The sequence below is a fragment of the Caulobacter sp. FG7 genome, from assembly GCF_057808875.1.
Genome location: NZ_JBMDIW010000006.1, coordinates 133793 through 155574, shown reverse-complemented (window position 1 = coordinate 155574; position 21782 = coordinate 133793). Strand labels below are relative to the sequence as shown.

Genomic DNA, 21782 nt, shown 5'->3' with positions numbered 1-21782 from the left:
GCTAGCATTCACGGACCCGGAGGCGATTTGTCAAACTAGAAGTCATACCAATTCGACAAATGGTCGGACCAATCAGGCCGGTACGCTTCTGCTCCCGCGGGCGGCGGCGCCCAGAAGGCCGGCCTTTTCGAGATAGAGATCGTGCGGCGGCATGCCGGCCACCCGCTCGTTGATCGCCGCCCGGATGCGGCTCATCCGCGAACGCAGCTCCTCGGACGAGATGGCGTCGGCGACGGCGTGATGGTCGTCGGGCACAAGGCCCTGCCCCACCAGGATGGCGAACCAGTTGGTCTCCTTGAAGAGCTCCTTCTGGTCGATCAACACCTCGCCACGCGTGCGGAACACTTCCAGCCGCTGGGCCAGACTATCGGGCGGGACCATGTCGCGGCACCAGCGCCAGAACGGCGTGTCGTCGCGCTCGCCGACCTTGTAGTGGGCGATGATGAAGTCGCGGACCTGCTCGTATTCCAGCGCCATCTCGCGATTGAACTTGTCGACCACGAAGGGATCGAATCCCGTTTTCGGAAACAGCGTCAGCAGCTTGGCGATAGCCGCCTGGATCAGGTGGATGCTGGTCGACTCCAGCGGCTCCAGGAAGCCGCTCGACAGGCCGATGGCCAGCACGTTGCCAATCCAGCTCTTGCGACGGCGACCAGCGGTGAACTTCAGGACCTTGGCCTCGGCCAGCGCCGCGCCGTCCAGCCGCTCGCCCAGCAAACGTACGGCCTCGTCCTCGCCGATGAAGGCGTCGCAGAACACGTAGCCGTTGCCGCTGCGATGCTGCAGCGGGATCCGCCATTGCCAACCGGCCTCGCGCGCCGTGGCCCGCGTATAGGGTGTCAGCTGGCCGGCCCGTTCGCAGGGCATGGCGGCGGCGCGGTTGCAGGGCAGCCAGCGGCTCCAGTCGTCATAGCCGGCGCCTATCGTCTCCTCGATGAGCAGGCCGCGAAAGCCCGAGCAGTCGACGAAGAAGTCGCCGTCGATCGTCCTGCCGTCGTCCAGCACCAGCCGCGAGACATGGCCGCTTTCCCCGGCTCGTTCCACGCCGGCGATCTTGCCCTCGATACGGACAACGCCCCTGGCCTCGGCGTAACGACGCAGGAACGCCGCGTAGAGGGCCGCGTCGAATTGGAAGGCGTAGTTGATCTTGGGCAGGTTCGGGGCCGGCGGCGTGCGCATGAACCGTCCGGTCGCCGCCGCCAGGGTCTCGGCGTTGAAGCCGTCGTGGTCGCGGTCGCCGCTCTCGCGCGCCCAGCGCAGCCAGAAGTGCTGGAAACCGACGCCGTCCATGTCCGCGCCGTAGAGGCCGAACGGGTGGAAGTAGCTGTGCCCCAGCCGCCGCCAGTCGACGAACTCGATGCCCAGCTTGAAGGTGGCGTTGGTCTCGCGGATGAAGACGTCCTCATCCAGGCCCAGCACCTTGTTGAACAGCAGGATCATCGGGATGGTCGCCTCGCCCACCCCCACGGTTCCGATCTGCTCGGACTCGACCAGGGTGATCGAATAGCGCCGCGTCCCGACCGTCTGGGCCAGCGCCGCGGCGGTCATCCAGCCGGCCGTGCCGCCCCCGACGACGACGATGTTGCGGATCGCCTCGCTCACGTGAACCGCAGGGGCGCGGCAGCCGGCGCGGCGGGCCGCTGGGTCATCGCCGCCAGCCTGGCCTCCAGCGGACGCATGCGACCGACGTCGGCGGCGATGCGGCCCAGGATCTTCTGGAAGATCTGGATCTGCTCGGCCTCGCTGACGCCCTCGGCCAGCGGGTCATGGGCCTGCGGAACGACCCCATGGCCGATCAGGCAGGCCGTCCAGTTGGCGGGCTGGAAGGCCTCGTCCTCGCGGGTGGGCACGACGCCGCGAGCGCTGAACAGTTGCAGCTTGTAGGCCAGGTCGGCCGGCGGCTCGGCGCTTCGGGCGGCTTCCCACGGCGCGTCGCTTCGACGGTTCAGGTGATAGTGAATGGCCTGGAAGTCCCGCAGGCTTCGCCCATGCGCCGCCATCGCCGCGCCGTAGGCCCGCGCCTCCGGGCCGCCGTCGATATCGCTCGGGAACAGCGTCACCAGATGCGACAGCCCCGCTTGCAGGGCGTGCATCGGCGCGGCGTCGGAGGGGTCCAGCGCAATCGCGGCGGCGCCCAGCGCCACGCAGTTGCCGATCCAGGGTCGCGTCTGCATGCCCGGCTTCAGGACCAGCGCCTCGCCCTGCCGCCAGCCCAGGGGAGAAACGCTCTGGGCTCGACGAACCATCGCCTGGGCGTCGGCGACCTTGGAACCGTACACCGCCAGCCCCGCGGTGCGGTCCTGCAACGGATAGAGCCCCACCCAGCCGCCTTCGACGGCTTCGATGTGGGCGTAGGCCGGCAAGGTGTTCAGGCGTTGCCCAACCAGCGGCACTACTCGGTCGAATGGCAGCCATGCGCTCCAGGACTCGAAGCCCGCACCAGGCATATGGCCGATCAGCGCGCCATCGCCGACATCGACGAACAGGTCGCCGGCCACCACCGCTCCGCCTTCCAGGCGCAGCGTTTCGATGCGCTCACCCGTGCGCTCGACATCGCGCACGGCGCCCTGCTCGACGCTCACGCCATCGGCCAGCGCCCGCTCGCGCAGCAGCGCGGCATAGGCCACGGCGTCAACGTGCAGGCCGACTCCCGGCGAGGACAGCCGGCCGGGATCATCGCCCTCGACGATCCGCCCTTGCTTGGCGGCGGCCGCGCCCAGGGAGAAGTCTTCCAGCGCGGTCTTCAGCCCGCGCCGACGCGCCAGCACCCAGTGGTGGACGAAGTCGACATAGTCCACCGAATGACCGTGGGTGTCGTAGGGATGCAGGAAGGCCGAGCCATCGCCCGCAAAGCCGGCGAACCGCTGACCCAGGGACGGAACGGCGCCGCAGCGCCGCGCCAGCTCGACGTCCGACAGGCCCAGCAGCTGGTGCAGGTTGCCGAGCGCCGGCAGGCCGGCGTGGGACAGGCCCGGCGTCGGCGGCGCGGTCTCGACAGCCCGCACCACGAGACCGCCTGCCCCGAAGGCCTTCCGCAAGGCCAGGGCCGTCAACCACAGCGGCGCGCCGGCGCCGACCACCACGACGGTGCGTACGGGCCGGCTCATGCCACGGCCTCCGCGACCGGACGCTCGGGGATGGCGCAATGGCTGGCGACGAAGTCGGCGTGCGTCGGCATGTACGGAACCCGCCTGGCGATCGCCGAACGCTGGCGCTCCATCTCGGCCAGGGCCTGCGTCAGCGGCACGTTGTCGACCATCCGGTCGTAGCCGCCCGGCAGGACGCCCTGCCCCAGCAGCACGGAGATCCAGCTCGGCAAGGCGAACAGGCCGTCATGGTAGTTGGGCGCCACGCCGCGATGCCGGAACAGCTCCAGCTTGTGCGCAAGGCTCTCGGGGATTTCCATCTCCCGGCAATGCTTCCAGAGCTCGCCGTCGGTGCGGGTGTTGGCGTGGTAGTGCAGGATCAGGAAGTCGCGCACACGGTCGTATTCCATGTCGACCCGGCGGTTGAACTCGTCGACCAGGGCCGGCTCGACCCGTTTGCCGGGAAACAGCTTGAGCAGGTTCATGACCGCGATCTGGATCAGGTAGATGCTGGTCGACTCCAGCGGCTCCAGGAAGCCGCTGGCCAGGCCCGCGGCCATGACATTGCGCGTCCACGAGGCGGTGCGCCGACCGGCCTTGAAGCGGATCTGGCGCGGCTCGGCCAGGGCTTCGCCGTCGAGATTGGCCATCAGGGTGGCGGCCGCCTCGTCGTCGCTGATGTAGCGGCTGGAATAGACGTAGCCGTTGCCGGTGCGGTGCTGCAGCGGAATGCGCCACTGCCAGCCGGCCTCCCGCGCGGTCGAGCGGGTGAAGGGTGTGAAGCGATCGGCGCGGGCGCAGGGCACGGCCCAGGCCCGGTCGCAGGGCAGCCAGTCGGTCCACTCCTCGAAGGGGCTGTTGAGGGTCTGGCCGATCAGCAGGCCGCGAAAGCCTGTGCAGTCGACGAAGAAGTCGCCCTCGATCACCTCGCCGGACGCCAGGATGATCGAGGCCACGTCGCCCGACAGCGGATCGCGCGTGACGTCGACGACCTTGCCCTCGGTGCGCCTCAGCCCCCGCCCCTCGGCCACCTTGCGCAGGTACTTGGCGTAGAGGCTGGCGTCGAAGTGGTAGGCGTAGCTGTAGGTAGAATCGATCTTGTCGGGATCAGGATTGGGGAACTCGAAGCGGTCGTCACGCGCCGCGGCGATGGCGTAGGAAAACTGCTCGATGTCGAAGTCGTGGCCCGCCAGCCGGGCCCGGTTCCAGTGGTGGTGAAAGCCCGCGCCGCCTATGGCCGCGCCATGCACCCCGAACGGGTGGTGGTAGGACGAGCCCTTGAAGCCCCAGTCGAGGAACTCGATGCCAAGTTTGAACGTGCCGTTCGTCTCGCGCATCATCTCGACCTCGTCGATGCCGACGAAGCGGTTATAGTCGCGCATGGCCGGGATCGTGGCCTCGCCGACGCCGACGGTGGCGATCTCGTCGGACTCCACGAGCCGCACCCGCGCCTGATGCGGGCGCAGGCCGCTGACCAACGCGGTTCCCACCATCCAGCCGGCCGTTCCCCCGCCGACGATGACGATATCCAGGGGCGCGCTTGTTTCCATGCCGCCGTTCCTACCCGTTTCCGGGCGCCGGTCGAGCGGGCCCGTATTCTTGTGACGAAGGGGCGGACCGCCGGCCCGCCCCTCCTCAGATCGATCAATACTTGAAGCGGAACGTCAACAGGTAACGCTTGTCGGTGCGGTTCCAGGCGTTGTCCTTCAGAAGACCGCCGGCCGAAGCGTCGTTGACCTGCTGCTTGAGTACGGACTCGGTGTTCAGCAGGTTGCTGCCTTGCAGGCTGATCTCGAGATTGTCGCTGGCCCGATAGCGGATCGAGGCGTCGAGATAGCCGGCGTCGTCCTGCCAGATCGGGAAGGCCAGGCAACAGTCCATGGCGGTCAGCAGGTACTTCGAACGCCAGTTGTAGGCCGCCCGCACCGCCCAGCGGCCTTTCTCGTACATGCCCACGAGGTTGTAGGCGTACTTCGAGAGGCCTTCGAGCGAGTCGACCTGCACCGCTCCGTCAGCCTGGCTGAGGCCGCCGCCGCTGGTGTTGGAACCGCCACCGCCCGAGGCGTTGCTCAGGTTGCTGTTCGTGATGCCCTTGTTCTCGACATAGGTGAAGTTGGCCTGGATCCCGAGGCCGTCGAACGGCGCCGGCAGGAAGTCGAAGTAACGCTGGTAGGCCACTTCGGCGCCGCGGATCTTGGCCCCGTCGCCATTGACCGGACCGCGCGTCAGCACGGTGCGGGTGACGCCGTTGACCGTGACGTCCTGGTTGAAGCCGCCGTACTGGATGTAGTCGTTGAACTTCTTGTAGAAGACCGCCACCGAGAACGATCCGACGTCGGCGAAATAGTGCTCGAGGCTGATGTCGATCTGGTCGGCCGTCATCGGCTTCAGGTACGGATTGTAGGAATCCGCCGTGTAGCGAAGATTGGCCCCGGTGATGTTGCCCGCGCTGTCCTTGACCCACAGCGGATCATTGACGTTGTTCATGTCGGGCCCGGCCATGTTCACCTGAACATAGTTCTTCAGGTAGCCGATATCGGGGCGCGACATGGCGCGCGACGCCGCCAGACGCAGTTGCCACTCGTCATTGAGATCGATCTTCAGGTTGAAGCTCGGCAGCACGTTGTGGTGCTTCTGGCGAACCGTACTGGCCGAGGCCAGGCCGTCGGTGAACGCCTTGTCGTCGGCCGACAGGTAGCACCACAGGCTCTGGGGCACGTAGGCGCCGGTGACCGGCAGGCCGTCGGGGCCGAGCGGACGGCCGCGCGGCTGGCAGACCCGCGGATCGGTCTTGCCGAAGTCGGCGTGGACCAGCGAGCCGCTGCTCTCGTTCTTCGTCTCCACATAGCGCAGGCCGATGTTACCGCTGATCCCGAAGCCGCCGATCGTGTGATCGCGCCCGCCGAACTTCAGCATGAAGTAGGCGGCGTTGGTCTTCTCCGAGACGTCGGTGATTTCCTGCGGCAGGAAGCAGTTGGTCTCGCCGGCGCGATAGCAGACCGCCTCCCAGCGCGAGGAGCCGACGCCGGTGTTGGAATAGCCGAAGGCCTTCTGGAATTTTTCCAGGTCCTTGACGAAGTCCATGCTGGCGAAGGTCAGCATGCCCGACTTCAGGACATCGCCGCTGAAGATGTCGTTGAACGACCGCACGTCCGGCAGGTTGCGGTCCCAGCCGCTGAAGGTGGTGGTGGGATTGCCGGCGGCGCAGTCGCCGTTGACGTTGGCGGCCGGCGCGGTGCGGTCGACATTGTACCAGAGGTAGTCGGTGCTGTTGACGCCGCCGCCGCCCTGGTCGCAGCCCCAGGCGTTGGCGATGCCGCCCCAGTTGTAGACGCTCCAGCGCACCGTCTGCTCGCGGTCGGCATGGCGCGCGCCCACCTTCAGCGAGTCCAGCCAGCCGTCGCCCAGGTCGTACTGCACGTCGATCCGCGCGGCGAACTGATCGCCTTCGCTGCGCTCGAGGTGGTTGTTGACGTTGTTGAAGCGCCAGGCGTTCGGGTTGGCGAGGCCCCCCGGGGCGTAGTTGATGTTGGTGCCCGGCAGCACCGTCATGACCGGATGGTCGCCCGTCGCGTCGATATTGAGATTGGCGTAGGAGACTAGGCCGACGTCGGCGTCGTAGTTCGACAGCTTGGCCTTCACCTTCTGGACGTCGAAGTTGAAGCGCAGACGGTCGGTCGGATCCCACTTCAGATTGAAGCCCAGGTCCTGGGTGGTCTGCTTGTTGTAGTTGTAGCGCGTAGTGGCCGACAGTTCGCCGCCGCGCTGTTCGGGGGTGCAATCTGTCCGCCCAGCCCAGGCGTAGCAGGGATCGATGACCGGCAGGCCCGTCGAGGTCTGGCCGATCAGGTAGCCAGCCCAGTCATTGTTGGCCGAAGTGGTGTTGCCGACCCAGCCGAGCGGCGAGGTCATGATCCCGCTCTCGAAATTCCCCTCGTCGTCGAACTTGAAGGTCGTGCCCGGCGCCGGCAGCACGTAGGTGTTGGCGTCGGCGTTGGTGACTTCGAAGTGCGGACCGCGATTGTAGAGGCTGAAGGCGCTGCCCTGCACCGAACGCTCGTGCCAGATGTTCTCGTAGCTCGACTTGTTGAACTGCACCGTGGCCAGGAACTTCCTGTCGTTGTCGCGCCATTGGCCGGCGGCGGCGACACCGTTGCGGGTGCGGTCGAACTCGGTGTGGGCCAGGCGGTACCAGGCCGGGATGTATTTGGTCCCGCCGCCGAACATGGTGACATCCTTGAAGATGCCCATGCGGCCGAACTGCGAGCTTTCCGAGATGGTGTTCAGCTCGGAATGGGCGCCGTTCACCATCAGGCCGAACTCGCCGATCTCGGTTTCCCAGCGATTGGCGTAGATCGCCGAGACCTCGGGCGTCACCTGTTCGGACAGGGTGCCGTAGTTCAGCGAGGTGGTGATGCCGATCACCCTGCCAGCGCTGTCGAACGGCAGGCGGGTCTTCAGGTCGACCGTGCCGGCGATGCCGCCCTCGATCAGTTCGGCGGTCTGGTTCTTGTAGGTGTCGACCCCGCCCATCAGTTCGGGCGAGACGTCGCCCCAAGACAGGCCGCGCGAGGAGTTGGCGCTGAAGGTGTCGCGACCGTTGAATTCCGAGCGCACCTGCGACAGGCCGCGGACGATGACGCCCGAGGGCTCGGCCGAGAAGTGGGTGGTGTCGCTGGTCGAGGCGTAGCGATTGACGGTCACGCCCGGCACGCGCTGCAGGGCCTCGGCCACCGACTTGTCGGGGAACGAACCGATGTCGCTGGCGGTGATGGAGTCGACGATGGTGTCGGCGCCGCGCTTGATCTGCTGGGCCGACTTCAGCGCCGCGCGCTGGCCGGTGACGATCACCGTCTCCACCTGATTGTCGGCGATCACGTCCGACGGCGAGGCCTGCGAGGCGGCCGGAGCGGTCGACACCGTCTCCTGCGCCAGGGCCGGCGCCGCGCTCAGCAGGGCCGCGACCGAAGCGCAGCCCATCCATCCGGCCATGCGGATTCGCGTGGTTCTCATAGGTCGTCCCCTCCCAAGGCCGCGCTCGCTCACGCGGGCCCCTTCAAGTGTCCGGAACTTTCGCCCGGAGATGAGCGGTCGTGCCGCCGATTGTACGGGAAGCCTTGGCCAGGCGTCCTGGCGTCGCGCTTCCTCCCGTCGCACCCGTCTCGACGCGGGCGCTTGATGTTTCATAGCCGTAGCAAACGTCGGTACGCCAGCATTTTATAAAAATATTTTGTTTAATCCTTGAGCCTTGCCAACCGCTGTTGCCTGACGGACACAATCACCCTCCAGTATGCCCCGTTCGAAGGGTGACGACCTTCGAGGGGAGGCAAGCCGGTGAAGGCAATCTTCGAATCCACGGCGACCTCGCCGGAGGCGCTGAGCGCCCTGACGGCCGCCGCCGAGCCGGTGGTGATCCGGGGCCTCGTATCCCACTGGCCGGTGGTCGCGGCGGGCCGCGCCGGCCACGCTTCGCTGTTCGACTACCTGTCGCGGTTCGACGCCGGCCAGTCGGTCGCCACCGTCTTCGCGCCGGCGCAGGCTGGGGGGCGGTTTTTCTATGCCGACGACCTGGCGAACATGAACTTCCGGGGCGGACGGGCCCGGCTGCGGAAGACCTTCGACTTCCTGACCGAGCACGCCGGCGACGCCGAGCAGACGGCGCTGGCCGCCCAGTCGGTGCCGACCTGGAACGCCCTGCCCGGCTTCGCCGAGGAAAACCCCCTGCCGCTGCTGGGCCCCGAGATCGAGCCGCGCGCCTGGATCGGCAATCGCGTCATCGTCGCCGCCCACCACGATCCGTTCGAGAACATCGCCTGCGTGGTCGCCGGCCGCCGCCGCTTCACCCTGTTCCCGCCCGACCAGGTCGAGAACCTCTACATGGGTCCGTTCGAGCGCACGCCGGCCGGGGCGACCATCAGCCTGGTGTCGCTTGAGGACCCCGACCTTGAGACCTTCCCCCGTTTCGCCCAGGCCCTGGAGGTCGCCCAGACCGCGGAACTGGAGCCGGGCGACGCGATCTACGTGCCGTACCTGTGGTGGCACCACGTCCGCTCGCTGGAGACGGTCAACATGCTGGTGAACTACTGGTGGAACCCGCCCAACCAGGGACGGGGCCTGGCCCGCGACGCGTTCATGCACGCCATGCTGACCCTGCGCGCCCTGCCCCCGGCCCACCGCCAAGCCTGGAAGGCGATGTTCGACCACTATGTCTTCCGCACCGAGGGCGACGCCAACGAGCATCTGCCTGCGCAGGCGCGGGGCATCCTGGGCGATCTGGACGAAGGCGCGGCCAGGGAACTGCTGACCATCCTGTCACGCGTGCTGGCCGAGTCCGCCGCCGCCAAGCGCAGCTAGCGGCAGCCGGAAAAGACGCGCGACCGCCGGCTGGTCTCGCGCACACCGCCGCCGCCCTCGAAGAAGCGCCTGCCCCACGGCGTCAGCCGCCGCCCGTCGAAGCGTTCGACGAGATCGAGGTCAGCGACCTCGGGCGCGTTGCCCGACCACGACCAGCCCAGATAGCCTACGCCCATGGCGCCGGAGAGACGGAAGATCGCCTCCTCGTCCACCGGCTGGCCGCGATGATCCGGTCCGAACTCGCCGACGATCAGCGGCAGGCGCGCGACCTGGAAAGCGCGCAGGTAGGCCTCGACGGCCTGCGCCTCGCCATAGGCCTCGTACATGTGGACGTCGAAGACGAGGTTATGCTGCGGATCGGCGGCCAGCAGCTCGGCGGCCTTATCCCGCATGGTTCCCGAACTGTCCTGGCCGTAGTCGTGGGCGTCGATCACCAGGGTGTGGCGCAGCCCAAGGGCGCGCAGGGCGACGATGGCCGTGCGATGGGCCTCCAGCCACTGCTCCGGCGTCGTCGTCCCCGCCGTTGGCTCGTTGCCGATGTTGACGAGGACGTAGTTCTCCTGCCCTCGCAGCACGGGTGCGAGCCTGGTCCAATAGGCCAGCGCCGCGCCGATGTGCGCCGCCTTCGGCTCCAGGCCGTAGCCGGTGGTGTCGTGCACCTCAAGGATCACGACCTGCCCGGCGCGACGGGACTGGGCGATGATCTTGCGCACCGCGCGCGGCGAGGTGCGCCGCCAGCGCGTCCCGTCGCTCAGCACGATGCGGACGGTGTTGGATCCCAGCCCCGCCGTGTCGCGGATGGCCCTGCCCGTCGCGCGCGGCTTCCAGGCGTGAGGCAGGTTGACGCCGCGCATGACGAAAGCATCGCCGCAGGCGTCGATCAGGCGGCCGTCCTGCACCGAGAAACCGGCGAAGGCGGGCGTGGCAAGCAAGGCGGACGCCAGCGCAAGGCTCCCGGCCCATCTCCGCACGGCGTGCATTCCTATTCCCCCCTCCCAACGCTGGGACGCGACCCTGGCCATGGCGTTCGCCGCGCGCAAGGCATAAAAGAAATCAATTTTCTTTATTTCGCACAGCGCCGCGTCGGTCGCCGACCTTTCGCCCGCTACGCCGCAGGTGCTAAGCCAGGGCACAGATGAGCCAGTCGCCCAAAAGCCCCGCCCGCAAGACCTCGCAAGCCGGTCCGAGCCTGTCCGGCACGAATCTCGAGCGGGCCGGCGACTACAACCAGCGGGTCACGCTGCAGTCGATCCGTATCGGCGGCGCCAAGACCAAGCCCGAGATCGCGGCCCTGACCGGCCTGACCGTGCCCGCCATCACCAACATCACCAAACGCCTGCTGGACGACGGCCTGATCGTCGAGGCCGGCAAGCTGCACGGCGGTCGCGGCCAGCCGGCCATGACCCTGGCGGTCAATCCCGACGGCTGCTTCTCGATCGGCCTCAACATCGACCGCGACCACGTCACCATCCTGCTGCTCGACTTCGCCGGCCAGGTGCGGGCGCGTTCGACCTGGGAAGTGGCCTTCGCAGGCCCCGACGCGGTGGCCGAGTTCTTCGAGAGCAACTGGAAGACCTTCCTCAAGACCAAGGGCGTCGAGGCCGAGCGGATCATCGGCGTGGGCGTGGCAATGCCCGACGACATGGCCCGGGTCGACCTGCCCCATCGCCCGGCAGAGTACGGCGCCTGGAACACCACCGACGTGCGCGAACTGCTGTCGCGCCGCCACGACCTGCCGGTGACCGTCGAGAACGACGCCGCCGCCGCGGCGCTGGGCGAACTGCACTTCGGCCACGGCATGAACGCGCCCAGCTTCTTCTACGTGCTGGTCACTTCGGGCCTGGGCGGCGGCCTGGTGGTCGAGGGCGAATATTTCCGCGGCGCCCAGGGCCGCAGCGGCGAGCTGGGCTTCCTGCCGGTGACCTCCCCGCGCATCGACGTGGCCACCCTGCAGGAGGCCGTCTCGCTGTCGGCGCTCGCCCAGTTCCTCGAGAACAACGGCTTCTCCATCGCCGCGCCCGGCGACCTGGAGACCTTGCCGCAGAAGGGCCTGGACGCCGTCGAGGCCTGGATCGACCTGGCCGCCGACCTGCTGGCCGGACCGATGGTGGCGGTCAGCTGCCTGATCAATCCGCAGGCGGTCTATATCGGCGGCCGCCTGCCCGAGAGCCTGGTCGACCGCCTCGCGGCCGCCCTAGAAACCAAGCTCGCCGGCGTTCCGGGCGTGCCCGCCCTCGCCCCGGTGCAGCGCGCGGCCCTCGCCGCCGACGCGCCCGCCATGGGCGCGGCCATCCTGCCGATCATCGAACGCCTGCTGCCTTCGCGGGCGGCCCTGCAGAAGACCTGAAGACCATGACTGTCGAGATCGACGACCGCCTCGCCGCCGCCGCCTTCCGCCGCCTGGTCGAGCACCTGCGCATGCGCACCGACGCCCAGAACGTCGACCTGATGGGCCTGGCCGGCTTCTGCCGCAACTGCCTGGCCGACTGGGTCGAAGAGGCTTCGGAAGGCGCGCTCGACAAGAACGCGGCCCGCGAGGCGATCTACGGCATGCCCCAATCCGAGTGGAAGGCCCGGCACCAGGCGCCGGCCACGCCCGAACAGCTTGCCCGCATGGAAGCCAGCGTGGCGTTGAACAAGCAGTTGCGCGGCGAAGGCTAGGCCTTTACCGCACCACCTCCATGCGCGGCGTCACGTTCCAGCCGCGCAGGGCGACCTTCGCGCCCTTGCCCGCCCCGGCCGGGTAGCGGATCTCCACCGTCCGCGTCTCGCCCGGCAGCAGCGAGACGTAGTTGTCCGAATAGTAGGCCGGCAAGATCCGGGCTCCGTTGGCGCCGACCAGCGTCAGCTTGGCGTTCAGGGCCGGCGCAGCGCCCGTATTGACCAGGGTGACGGCGACCACGGCCTCATCCTTCCCGGCCCTTCCGGACCTGGCCGTCAGCGTCACGGGCTGAGCCGCCATCTGCGACAGCCGCCGCTCGCCGGCGTCATCGGCCCCGACCCAGTAGAGGTTGCGCGACAGCACCGCGCCGCTTGAGGCGACGAGGTCGAGACGGACCACGGCCGCCTCCCCGCTCTTCAGGCCAAGGTCCAGCGTGCGGCCGGACACGACGGCGTTGGCGGCGACGTCCACCATGTCGGTCTGGTCGGACAGCACCTTGCCCGAAAGGTCGAGCACCCGCGTCCGCAGCCGAGCGCCGGCGATCGGCGCGGTCGTGTTGTTGACCACCGCCAGGGCGTGGTCGGCCAGGCTCATCTGCGCGTGGACGGGCTCGGCGGCGGCCTTGGTTCCGTAGAAGGCGCCGTGGGTGTCGTAGTCATGGCTGAGGATCTGCCACATGGTCGAAGGCCAGGCCGGCTGGGTCATCCACAGCAGGCGGCCCGACGACTTGCTCCAGAGCTCCTGGTTCATGCCCTCGAAGATCGCCCGGTGCGTCTCGTAGTTCATCAGCTGGGCCTTGCGCTCGAAGTCCTCGAGGCTGGTCGGCGCGCCCAGCTTGGCGGCCATGGCGTCGGTGAAGGTCTTGGTCGCGCCGTTACCGGTGGGATGCCAGTCGTGATAGGCCCAGGTGTCGCTGATCGGCCAGCGATCGGGCGCGGGCACGGCGGCCGAGAACGCCTCCAGCGTCGGGAACGACGGCGTGCCGACCTCGACCGAGAAGCCCTTGGCATGCTCGGTGAAATAGGTCTCTGGCTCACGGTAGTTGTAGGGCCCGCTGTTCTGCAGGTTCACGCGGTTGGAACTGCCGGTGTACCAGCGCGTGCCGTCCAGGTCGTGGACCAGCGCCTCCAGGCCCTCGTTGAGGATCGGGTGCGGCACCCCCTCGTTACGCCCGAACCACAGCACGATCGAGGGATGGTTGCGGTAGCGCTTGATGACGTCGGCGGCGTTGGCCAGGAACAGCGGCACGTCCTGGGGTTCGAGCTGATAGTCCTGGGTCGAGGCCCAGAAATCGTTGAGCACCAGCAGGCCGTACTCGTCGGCCAGGTCGTAGAACGGCTCCTCGGTGTTCTGCCCCACCCAGTTGCGGATGGTGTTGAGGCCGGCCTCCTTGTGCAGGCGGAAATAGGGCTCCAAACGCTCGCGCTCGATACGCTTGCGCCAGTCGTCCGTGCCCCAGTTGCCGCCACGCGCGGCGATCTTCACGCCATTGACCTTCAGCACCAGATGCGGCGCCAGGCCCGTCTCGGGCACGTCGCGCACGGCCGGCGAGGTCTCGCCCTGCGCCGTCAGCGAGGTCGCCCAGCCGTCGACCACCTTGCGGATGCCCTCGTGGCTGCCGTCGGTGACATCCTGGCCCAGTTGCCGAGCCCTGCTGAAATCGACCTCGACCCGCCGCAGATGGCCGGTCGGGTTCATCAGCGAAAGTTCGTAGGTCACCTGGCGGATGCCGAACCGCAGGCGCTTCTCGTCCGAGGCCTGGCCGTCGGCCGAGGCGGTCAGGATCAGGTCGTGCAAGGCCTGCTCGCCATAGCCGTTGGGCCACCAGAGCCTGGGGTTGGCCACGGCCAGTTGCGGAAACTCGGCCGGCGTCAGGCGCACGGCCGAGGCGCCGGGCGGGACGGTGACTGTCTTGCTGATCAGGACGCCGTCGAAGGCGGCCGTCACCGTGGCCTGAACCGGACGGTCCGACAGGTTCTCGACCGGGGCCAGGATCTCGATCTCGGCCAGGCTGTTGTCGGCCTTGAGGAGCGTCGTTACCACCTGCGGGTCGCCCAGGCGGGCGTCGCCGGAAGCCTCCAGCACCACGTCCTGCCAGAGGCCGATATTGCGGTCGCGGACGCTGGGAATCCAGTCCCAGCCCTCGCTGGCGACGAAGGTCGGGCCGTCCAGGGCCATCATGCCGCCGTTCTCGCCGACGCCGGCGGTCAGCGATTCCTCGTGCGCCAGCCCCGGATGCGGCGGCGGCGAGACCTTCACGGCCAGCACGTTGCCGGTCGGCTTCAGCTTGCCCGCCACGTCGAAGCGGCCGCGCACGAAGGCGCCCTTCATGTCGCCCAGCTTTTCGCCGTTCAGCCACACCTCGGCCGCGTAGTTCACGCCCTTGAAGGTCAGGCGCGGACGCTTGCCGGCGACGGCGGCCGGCGCATCGAAGGTCGTGCGGTACCAGTAGGCCTGCCGGTTCAGGCTCTCGGGAATGGCGGTGTTGTTGAGGCCATAGTCGGGGTCTGGATAGACGCCGCGATCGACCAGGGTGGTCAGAACCGTGCCGGGGACGGTGGCGGCATACCAGCCCTTGGCGTCGAAGCCGGCCGACGAGATCGCTGCGCCCTCTCCAACGACCTTGGGAGCCTCGACCAGGCTCCAGCGCTTCAATGTCCAGGCGCCGGGACCGGCTTCGACCAGGGCCGGGCCGGCATAGGCGGGCTTGGCGACCGGGGCCGAGATCGCACCCTTGCCCTGCGGCCGGGTCCAGGCTTCCTGCGGCGTCACCTGCCCTGCCTGCTGACGCACCTGCACCGGCCAGGTCGGGCTGCCGGTCTCGAAAACGGTCAGCGGATCGGGCTTGCGGGCGGCAAGCGCCCTGATCTCGGCGTCGGAGAGCGCGCGGGCCTCGGCGCGGAAGCCGGCCACCTGTCCGGCGAATGGCGCGAACCCTGGGGCCTTGCGTGGCCCCAGGGCGACCGTGGCCGGCGTCGCGGCGGCGCGCGCTGCGCCCTGCGCCACCGCCTTGCCGTCGACATGGAGCGTGACCTTGGCGCCGTCCGAAACGGCGGCGACGAACCGCCAGTCGCCGGGCCGAGGCGCGTCACCGCCCTTGATCTCGATTCCCGAAGTCACGACGGCGAAACCATCGGGCCCGACCGCCAGGAAGCGTCCGCTGGCGACATCGCCGATCCCAGCCGCCAGCGCCTGGCCTGGCTGCACCTCTAAGATCCTGACCCAGCCCGACAGCGACCAGGGCGCGCCGGCCGGCAGGGTCTCGCCCGCCGCGGCGCCGGCCAGGGGGCGCGACAGGCCGTCGCCGCCGGCGGGGAACTCGGCGTTATAGGGCCCCCAGACTTGGGCGGACGCCGTCAGCGGCGCCAGCAGGGCCAGGGCGCAGCCAGCAGCCAGGACGGATTTCGAGCGGGTCTTCATCCTCTTGGTTTCCTCCGTGCGCGGCTTGGTCGCCGCTTGTTGCTGATGGTCTAGGGCCGGGTGTGGAACCGGCAGTCGGGTTCTTCGCCCTGCTCCGCCCTTGGTCCGGCGGCGGTGAAGGCCAGCCGCTCGCCCGCGCCGCTCTCGGCCGGCCAGGGCGGCAATCCGGGTGCGTTCGGCTCGCCGGTGCGCGCGAAGGCCGCCCAATAGGCCTGCAACGGCGGGCGCCCCTCGCCCGGTCGATCGAAGACGAAGGACAACTCCGAACCGTGACCTACGGACGCCTGGCCGGGCCCGGGAACCTCCAACTCGTAGCGCCAGGCCTTGCCGCCGGCCTTGTGGCGCAGGCGCGCGGTCGTCTCGGCCGGACAGCGGAACATCCGGTCGGTCGCCAGTCGCATCACCGCATCGCCTCGCACCGGATCTGTAGCGGACGGCGGATCACGATCCAGGCCATAAGCCGCCAGCACCTGCGGCGCGCGATCCCTGAAGGCCTCGACGATCCAGGCCCGCGCGCGCCGGGGTTCGCCGCCGAACAGGGCGATCTCGCGGGCGCTGGAGCCGACGATCATCTGCTTCACGCCAGGATCAGCCAGCAGCGCCTCCGGCGCCTTGGGCAGCACCGCGCCGTCGACGACGGCCTGCGTCCAGATGAAGCCCTGGTCGTCGATGGGCGCCATCAGGACCTCGGCGATTTTCAGCAGTTCATTGCCGGAGGTCCGCCGAAGGTCGCCCAGCGACCTGGCCCCCAAACGCCGCGCCAGATCCTCGCCGATCGCCTCGTTCTGCTTCAGCGAACGTGACGGAAAGCCGAAGCCCGGCATGCCGCTCTGAAGGATCCCGCGGGCGATCAGGTTTCGCCCTTGAGGCGACAGCATGACCAGGCCCGCGTCCTGGCCGCCGGCCGAGTGGCCGAACAGCGTGACATTGCCCGGATCACCGCCGAACGCGGCGATGTTGCCCTGCACCCACTGGAGAGCGGCGATGATGTCCATCAGGGCGTAGTTGCCCGACGCCCCGCCCTGCTCCCGAGTCAGGGCCGGATGCGACAGGAAACCGAACACCCCGAGACGGTACTGCACGCTGACCAGCACCACGCCCTGGTCGACCAGGCTCGACTCCACCGTGCCCGCGCCGGAGCCGGCGTGGTTGGCGCCGCCGTGGATCCAGACCATGACCGGCAGCCGCGCCCCCGTCGCGTGCTTGGGCGAGCGAATGTCGAGGTAAAGGCAGTCTTCGCTGGATCGCGCCGCGTCCGCCGCGTTCCAGCCGCGCGAGGTCTGAAGGCAGGCGGGACCAGACGCCAGCGCCGGCCGCTCGCCGCTCCACGCGGCCACGGGTTGCGGCGGCTTCCAGCGCAGATCCCCGACCGGGGGGCTGGCGAAGGGCACGCCCAGGAAGGCCTGGCTGCCGTCGATCCGCCCGTCGCCGACTAGCGTCCCCGCCGTCGTCGAGATGCGGACGGGGTCGGCGACGGCAACGCCCGCCAGCGCTGTCATGACGGCGACGATGAGCAGGCGCGCCAGCCGCATGGATTCAACTCGCGTCAGGCCGCGACATCGCCGGCCCAATCGGCCTGGTTCCACAGGCGCGCGGCCCCGCGCACGCCCGAGGAGTCGCCCCAGCGGGCCTTGACGATGCGGCTCTCCCAGTTGTCGGTGAACACATGCGGGCCGACCAACGCCGGCAAGCGCTCGTACAGCAGCTCGACGTTCGACATGCCGCCCCCCAGCACGAAGACGTCAGGGTCGACGATATCGGCGATCACGCCCAGCCCGCGGGCCAGCCGGTCGAGATAGCGGTCCAGCGCGCCCTGGGCGATCGGATCGCCCGCCGCAGCGGCCTCGACGATCGCCGCGCCACTGAGGTCGCCGCCGCCGTGCTGGCGAAAATCGCGGCGGAAGCCGGTGCCGGATATCCAGGTCTCAAGACAGCCGTGGCGACCGCACCAGCATTGCGGACCGGGGCTTTCCTCGGGCTTGGGCCAGGGCAAAGGCACGTGGCCCCACTCGCCGGCCACGCCGTTGGCGCCTTCGACCAGCCTGCCGTCGATCGCCAGACCGCCGCCGCAGCCGGTGCCGATAATAACCGCGAAGGTCAACCGCGCCCCGGCGGCCGCGCCGTCGACGGCCTCCGACAGCGCCAGGCAGTTGGCGTCGTTGGCCAGGCGGATGGGCCGCTCCAGGGCGGCTTCCAGGTCTTCGCGGAACCGGCGACCGTTCAGATAGGTGGTGTTGGCGTTGCGGATCAGGCCGGTGCGCGGCGAGACCGAACCCGGCGCGCCCACGCCCACCGATCCCTTGCCGCCGACGGCCTGCTCGGTGCGGTCGACGAGATCACGCACTACCTTCAACGCTGCTTCGTAGTCGCCGGGCGTGGCGGCGCGGAGCGTAGAGAGCACGCGCCCCTCGGGCGACAGGGCCGCCGCCTCGATCTTGGTTCCGCCGAAATCGACCCCGATCTGGATCACCCGAAACTCCCTCGCCGCACGCATCCCTACCGGACGCCGCAACCTCCAGCGGCCAGAGGCTTACCCTGCGTCCGCCAGCCGCGCCAGAATAAAAAAAGACTTTTTATTTATTCATACTACAAGTCAGGGCGTGACCTTCAGCATGACCACACCATGCGGTGCGACCTGGGCCTCATGGCCGCCCCTGCGAACGCCCAGGTTCTTGCCCGCCCACAGGTCGCGGACCTTGGCCGGCAAGGTTTCGGGATAGTCCAGCATCGCCCAGTCCACCCGGATCGCCGCCGGCGCCTGGCCGCGGTTCAGCAGCACGACGGCGCGACCGCCGCCTTTCAGGGGACGCGCCCAGACCTCCAGGTCGCCCTGCTTGGACACCCGCCTGGCTTGGGCGCCGAGCGGATCCTGGTCGATAGCGATGACTTCCTCGTTGGTGAGGATCGCCTTGGTGTCGGCGTCCATGTGGCCGATGTCGTTACCCGCGATCAGCGGCGCGGCCAGCATGGCCCATAGGCTGAAGTGCGCGCGGTACTCCTCGGTGGTCATGCCGCCGTTGCCGACCTCCAGCATGTCCGGATCGTTCCAGTGGCCGGGCCTGGCGAACGGATGGAGCTCGACCTGCCTGTCGAGGATGTTCATGACGCCCAGGCTGTAGCCCTTCACGCCCTCCCAGGCGTCGTAGATGTCGCCGGTGGTGCGCCAGAGGTTTCCGACCGACGCGCCCCAGGTCCAGGGCTTGGAATTGCCCCACTCGCAGATCGAGAAGACGATGTCCCGGCCCGAGGCCTGCAGGGCGGCTGACATGATGTAGTAGGACGACGGCGCGTCCTGCGTGCCGGCCATGCACCAGTCGTATTTCAGGTAGTCGACGCCCCAGGCGGCGTACTGCCGGGCGTCCTGGTATTCGTAGACGCGGCTGCCCGGACGACCGGCGCAGGTCTTCAGGCCGGCGTCGGAATAGATGCCGAACTTCAGGCCCTTGGAATGGATGTAGTCGCCCAGAGCCTTCATGCCGCTGGGAAAGCGCTTGGGATCGGGCTGGATGTCGCCGCGAGCGTCACGCTCGCCGTGCCAGCAGTCGTCGATGACGACGTACTCGTAGCCAGCGTCCTTCATGCCCGAGCTGACCATGGCGTCGGCCATGCGCTTGATCAGGGTCTCGTCGACGTTGCAGGCGAACTTGTTCCAGCTGTTCCAGCCCATCGGCGGCGTGCGGGCCAGGCCGTTGTCGGGCAAAGGCGGCGGCGGATCGTCGGCCAGGGCCGGAACGGCGGCCGCCAGCAGGGACGCGGCCGCCAGGGTCGAGACGAGGCGCTTCATGGGTTCACGCTGGATGTGGGGTGAAGAGAAGGACGGTCCGCCGGTCCCTTGGCTCCCGCTTGCAGGAATCTTGGGAAAGGCGCGGGTGAACCAGCGGACCGCGAGGCGACGAGGGCCTCAGTCGATCAGGCGGGGAGAAAAGCGGTTGGTGGACGCGAAAGCGCGTCGGGGCCGGGCCCGAAAGTCATGTTTGCCTCCCCAAGTCCTGCGCCGCGTCCTTGGTGGCGCGGGCGGTTGGCTTGAAATGGAGGTGACCATGGGGCCCCGGTTGCCGTCAATAGAATAAATAAATTTGTTTTTCTTTTTGCCGTTACGTCAGCGGACGTAGGTGACACCCATCCTCAGGCTGCGCGGCGCGTCGTAGCTGGCGATCCCGTCGCCGGTGCGGCCGGTGGCGACCTCCGCGTCCAGGGCATTGCGCAGGTCGAGCTCCAGGCGTGTGGAGGCGTTGAGCGCATAGCGCGCCGAGAGATTGACGGTCGTGGCCGCTTGCAGCCGGCGGGTGTTGAGGTCGTCGTCGAAGCGCGCGCCCTCGCGGCGGGCGGCGAGGAACAGGTCCAGGCGCTGGCTGGCGCGCCATTCCAGACCGGCCGAAGCGGCGACGCGCGGGGCCTGGGCCGGACGCTTGCCGGTCAGTTGCGGGGCCTGCGCGCCGCCGTCGACCTCGGCGTCCGTGGCCATCACCGCGCCGGTCAGCACCAGGCGCTCGCCGAGACTGGCGCGGCCTTCCACTTCGATGCCGACGGCGTCGATGCGGCCGACGTTCTGGCGCTGGCGCAGCACGCCGCCGGCCGGAATGAAACCGGCCGTCGGGAAGGTCGCCGGGCCCTGGCCGATCGTGACATTGGCCACCGGATCCTCCAGCCGGTTGAGGAACAGGGTGGCGGTCAGGCTCGCCCCCTGCCCTTCCAGCCCCGCCCCGGCCTCGACGCCGTAGAGGCGCTCGGGCTTGAGGGCCGCATTGGCCTCGGTGACGTCGTTGCCGACCCGGAACGGCCGGTGCAGTTCGTTGAGGCTGGGCGGACGAAAGCCGGCATAGGCGGCGGTGCGCACGAAGCCGGGGCCAAGATCGCGGCGCAGGCCGATGCGGCCGGTGGGCGTGGTGGCCGAGCGGCCGGCCGGCGTCTCGTCGAGGGTCGCCGCGCCGGTCTGGGCGTCGTACTCGCGACGGCGGGCGTCGAAGGCCCGCCAGTGGTCGAGGCGCAGGTCGCCGGTAACCAGCCAAGGGCCGGCGGTCCAGCTGGCGTCGGCATAAGCGCCCAGGGTCGTGGTCTGGCCGCCGGCCTCGCGCAGGCGGGTGAACTGGCCGCCCATGTAGCGGAAGCGCTCGTGGGTCTCGCCCTCGGCGGCGCGCAGGTCGGCGCCGATCTCCCATTCCAGCGGTCCGCGCACGCCGCGCAGGGCGGCGTTGAAGCCGTAGCCGTAGGCCGGCGTCTCGAACTGGTCGTTGGCCGGCGTGGTGAAGGCCCGCCCAGCGCCGACGGCGACCGAGCGGTTCTGCAGGTCGCTGACCAGGGTCCAGGCCTGCAGGCGCCAGCCGTTGCGCCCCTCGGCGGGAGCCTGGGCGAGAGTCAGACTGGCTTGCGCGCCGCGCGAGCGGGAGTCGGCGCCGACCAGGCCCGAGCGGCGGTTCTCGTCATAGACGGCCAGCCGGGCGGCCATGGCCGGACCGCTCGACAGCCGGGCGTCGTAGCGCAGGGCCGCCGACCAGGCGTCGAGCGCCAGGGGCTCGTCGGCCGCGCCCCGCCCCGCGCGCACCGGCGTCCAGCCGTCCGAGCGCTCGGCTGTCACGCTGGCCAGCAGGCCGCCGCTGCCGGCGTTGACCGCCGCACGGCGATAACCCTGGCCGCCGCCCTCGGCGCCGGCCTCCAGCACCGGCGCGCCGCCGTCGCGGCCGGTCAGGGCGACGACGCCGGTCAGGGCGCCTGCGCCATAGGCCTGGGCTCCGGCGCCGCGGACGATGCGGACATCCTGGACGGTCTCGGACGGCAGGCCGCTCCAGATCACCCAGCCGCCGAACGGGTCGTTCTGCGGCACGCCGTCCAGCGTGACCAGCGCCCGCCCGGCCCCGGACGGGGCGATGGCCCGCAGCGACAACCCTTGCGTGGTCGGATTGGCCGCCAGGCTGGAGGTGCGGCGAAACAGCGAGACGCCCGGCGCCCGCGCCAGCTGCTCGTCGAGCCGCGTCGAGCGCGCCCAGACCGGGTCGGCCAGGCGGGTGATGGCGAAGGCGCCCTCCCCGGCCGACGGCGGCAGGCGCGCGCCGGTGACGACGACTTCCGAGACCGGAGCTTCAGGCGCGGGGGCGGTCTCGAGGGCGGCGTCGAACATCGGGGCTCCGGACGGATGAGAGTCGGCGCAGCCTATCGCCGCGCCGGCGCAAGGGAACGGCCCTCCGGTGGAAAAGGCTCGCCTGTCATCAATCCGTTTTGCAATCGTCGCATAAGCCCTCGCGCGCGGGTCGCGGGCTCGCGCG

General features: G+C 69.2%; 13 protein-coding genes. 3 read left to right on the top strand and 10 right to left on the bottom strand.

Annotation, left to right across the window (positions count from 1 at the left end; genetic code table 11):
* Window positions 1-72 precede the first annotated feature (72 nt).
* The 4 genes from ACODR1_RS07110 to ACODR1_RS07095 all read right to left on the bottom strand — a co-directional run bounded on the left by ACODR1_RS07110 (window position 73) and on the right by ACODR1_RS07095 (window position 8099).
* Window positions 73-1602 (bottom strand): tryptophan halogenase family protein, encoded by a 1530-nt coding sequence (locus ACODR1_RS07110; protein ID WP_488879831.1) that lies wholly within the window; start codon window positions 1600-1602, stop codon window positions 73-75.
* Window positions 1599-3107, bottom strand: coding sequence for a tryptophan 7-halogenase (locus ACODR1_RS07105; RefSeq protein ID WP_488879830.1), 1509 nt, complete (start codon window positions 3105-3107; stop codon window positions 1599-1601). Before ACODR1_RS07105 ends, ACODR1_RS07110 begins: the two co-directional genes overlap by 4 nt.
* Entirely contained in the window at window positions 3104-4636 is a 1533-nt protein-coding gene (locus tag ACODR1_RS07100) for a tryptophan halogenase family protein (RefSeq protein ID WP_488879829.1), read from the bottom strand. Before ACODR1_RS07100 ends, ACODR1_RS07105 begins: the two co-directional genes overlap by 4 nt.
* A gap of 94 nt (window positions 4637-4730) precedes the next feature.
* Entirely contained in the window at window positions 4731-8099 is a 3369-nt protein-coding gene (locus ACODR1_RS07095) for a TonB-dependent receptor (protein WP_488879828.1), read from the bottom strand.
* A 321-nt stretch (window positions 8100-8420) separates the two neighbouring features.
* Between ACODR1_RS07095 and ACODR1_RS07090 the strand changes: the two genes are divergently transcribed.
* Complete coding sequence (locus tag ACODR1_RS07090; RefSeq protein ID WP_488879827.1) at window positions 8421-9440, top strand: cupin-like domain-containing protein; 1020 nt, start codon at window positions 8421-8423, stop codon at window positions 9438-9440.
* Here the strand turns inward: ACODR1_RS07090 and ACODR1_RS07085 are convergent.
* Window positions 9437-10372, bottom strand: a complete 936-nt coding sequence (locus tag ACODR1_RS07085; protein WP_488879826.1) for a cellulase family glycosylhydrolase — start codon at window positions 10370-10372, stop codon at window positions 9437-9439. The genes ACODR1_RS07090 and ACODR1_RS07085 overlap by 4 nt on opposite strands.
* Before the next feature lie 203 nt (window positions 10373-10575).
* On the opposite strand from ACODR1_RS07085, the gene ACODR1_RS07080 reads away from it, so the two are divergent.
* Together ACODR1_RS07080 and ACODR1_RS07075 are read left to right on the top strand one after the other, a co-directional pair.
* A complete protein-coding gene (locus ACODR1_RS07080) occupies window positions 10576-11787 on the top strand; it encodes an ROK family transcriptional regulator (protein WP_488879825.1) in 1212 nt (403 codons plus the stop codon).
* Window positions 11788-11792: 5 nt separating this feature from the next.
* The gene (locus ACODR1_RS07075; RefSeq protein ID WP_488879824.1) at window positions 11793-12101 is read left to right on the top strand and encodes a DUF1244 domain-containing protein; all 309 of its coding nucleotides are present in this window, start codon (window positions 11793-11795) and stop codon (window positions 12099-12101) included.
* 4 nt (window positions 12102-12105) lie between these two features.
* Here the strand turns inward: ACODR1_RS07075 and ACODR1_RS07070 are convergent, their stop codons facing one another.
* The 5 genes from ACODR1_RS07070 to ACODR1_RS07050 all read right to left on the bottom strand — a co-directional run bounded on the left by ACODR1_RS07070 (window position 12106) and on the right by ACODR1_RS07050 (window position 21637).
* A complete protein-coding gene (locus tag ACODR1_RS07070) occupies window positions 12106-15522 on the bottom strand; it encodes a glycosyl hydrolase 2 galactose-binding domain-containing protein (protein ID WP_488879823.1) in 3417 nt (1138 codons plus the stop codon).
* Window positions 15523-15572: 50 nt separating this feature from the next.
* Window positions 15573-17054: a carboxylesterase/lipase family protein gene (locus ACODR1_RS07065; RefSeq protein WP_488879822.1), complete on the bottom strand. Its 1482-nt coding sequence runs from the start codon at window positions 17052-17054 to the stop codon at window positions 15573-15575.
* 14 nt (window positions 17055-17068) lie between these two features.
* Window positions 17069-17992, bottom strand: a complete 924-nt coding sequence (locus tag ACODR1_RS07060; protein ID WP_488879821.1) for an ROK family protein — start codon at window positions 17990-17992, stop codon at window positions 17069-17071.
* A gap of 123 nt (window positions 17993-18115) precedes the next feature.
* Window positions 18116-19306, bottom strand: a complete 1191-nt coding sequence (locus tag ACODR1_RS07055; RefSeq protein WP_488879820.1) for a glycoside hydrolase family 27 protein — start codon at window positions 19304-19306, stop codon at window positions 18116-18118.
* 315 nt (window positions 19307-19621) lie between these two features.
* On the bottom strand, window positions 19622-21637 hold the full coding sequence (locus ACODR1_RS07050) for a TonB-dependent receptor (RefSeq protein WP_488879819.1): 2016 nt from the start codon (window positions 21635-21637) through the stop codon (window positions 19622-19624).
* Between the last annotated feature and the right edge of the window lie 145 nt (window positions 21638-21782).

Bases quoted from the DNA above. Each gene is read 5' to 3' on its own strand.
- ACODR1_RS07100 (WP_488879829.1), bottom strand. From the start codon at position 4,636: ATGGAAACAAGCGCGCCCCTGGATATCGTCATCGTCGGCGGGGGAACG.
- ACODR1_RS07080 (WP_488879825.1), top strand. From the start codon at position 10,576: ATGAGCCAGTCGCCCAAAAGCCCCGCCCGCAAGACCTCGCAAGCCGGT.
- ACODR1_RS07055 (WP_488879820.1), bottom strand. From the start codon at position 19,306: ATGAAGCGCCTCGTCTCGACCCTGGCGGCCGCGTCCCTGCTGGCGGCC.
- ACODR1_RS07095 (WP_488879828.1), bottom strand. From the start codon at position 8,099: ATGAGAACCACGCGAATCCGCATGGCCGGATGGATGGGCTGCGCTTCG.
- ACODR1_RS07075 (WP_488879824.1), top strand. From the start codon at position 11,793: ATGACTGTCGAGATCGACGACCGCCTCGCCGCCGCCGCCTTCCGCCGC.
- ACODR1_RS07065 (WP_488879822.1), bottom strand. From the start codon at position 17,054: ATGCGGCTGGCGCGCCTGCTCATCGTCGCCGTCATGACAGCGCTGGCG.
- ACODR1_RS07070 (WP_488879823.1), bottom strand. From the start codon at position 15,522: ATGAAGACCCGCTCGAAATCCGTCCTGGCTGCTGGCTGCGCCCTGGCC.
- ACODR1_RS07105 (WP_488879830.1), bottom strand. From the start codon at position 3,107: ATGAGCCGGCCCGTACGCACCGTCGTGGTGGTCGGCGCCGGCGCGCCG.
- ACODR1_RS07050 (WP_488879819.1), bottom strand. From the start codon at position 21,637: ATGTTCGACGCCGCCCTCGAGACCGCCCCCGCGCCTGAAGCTCCGGTC.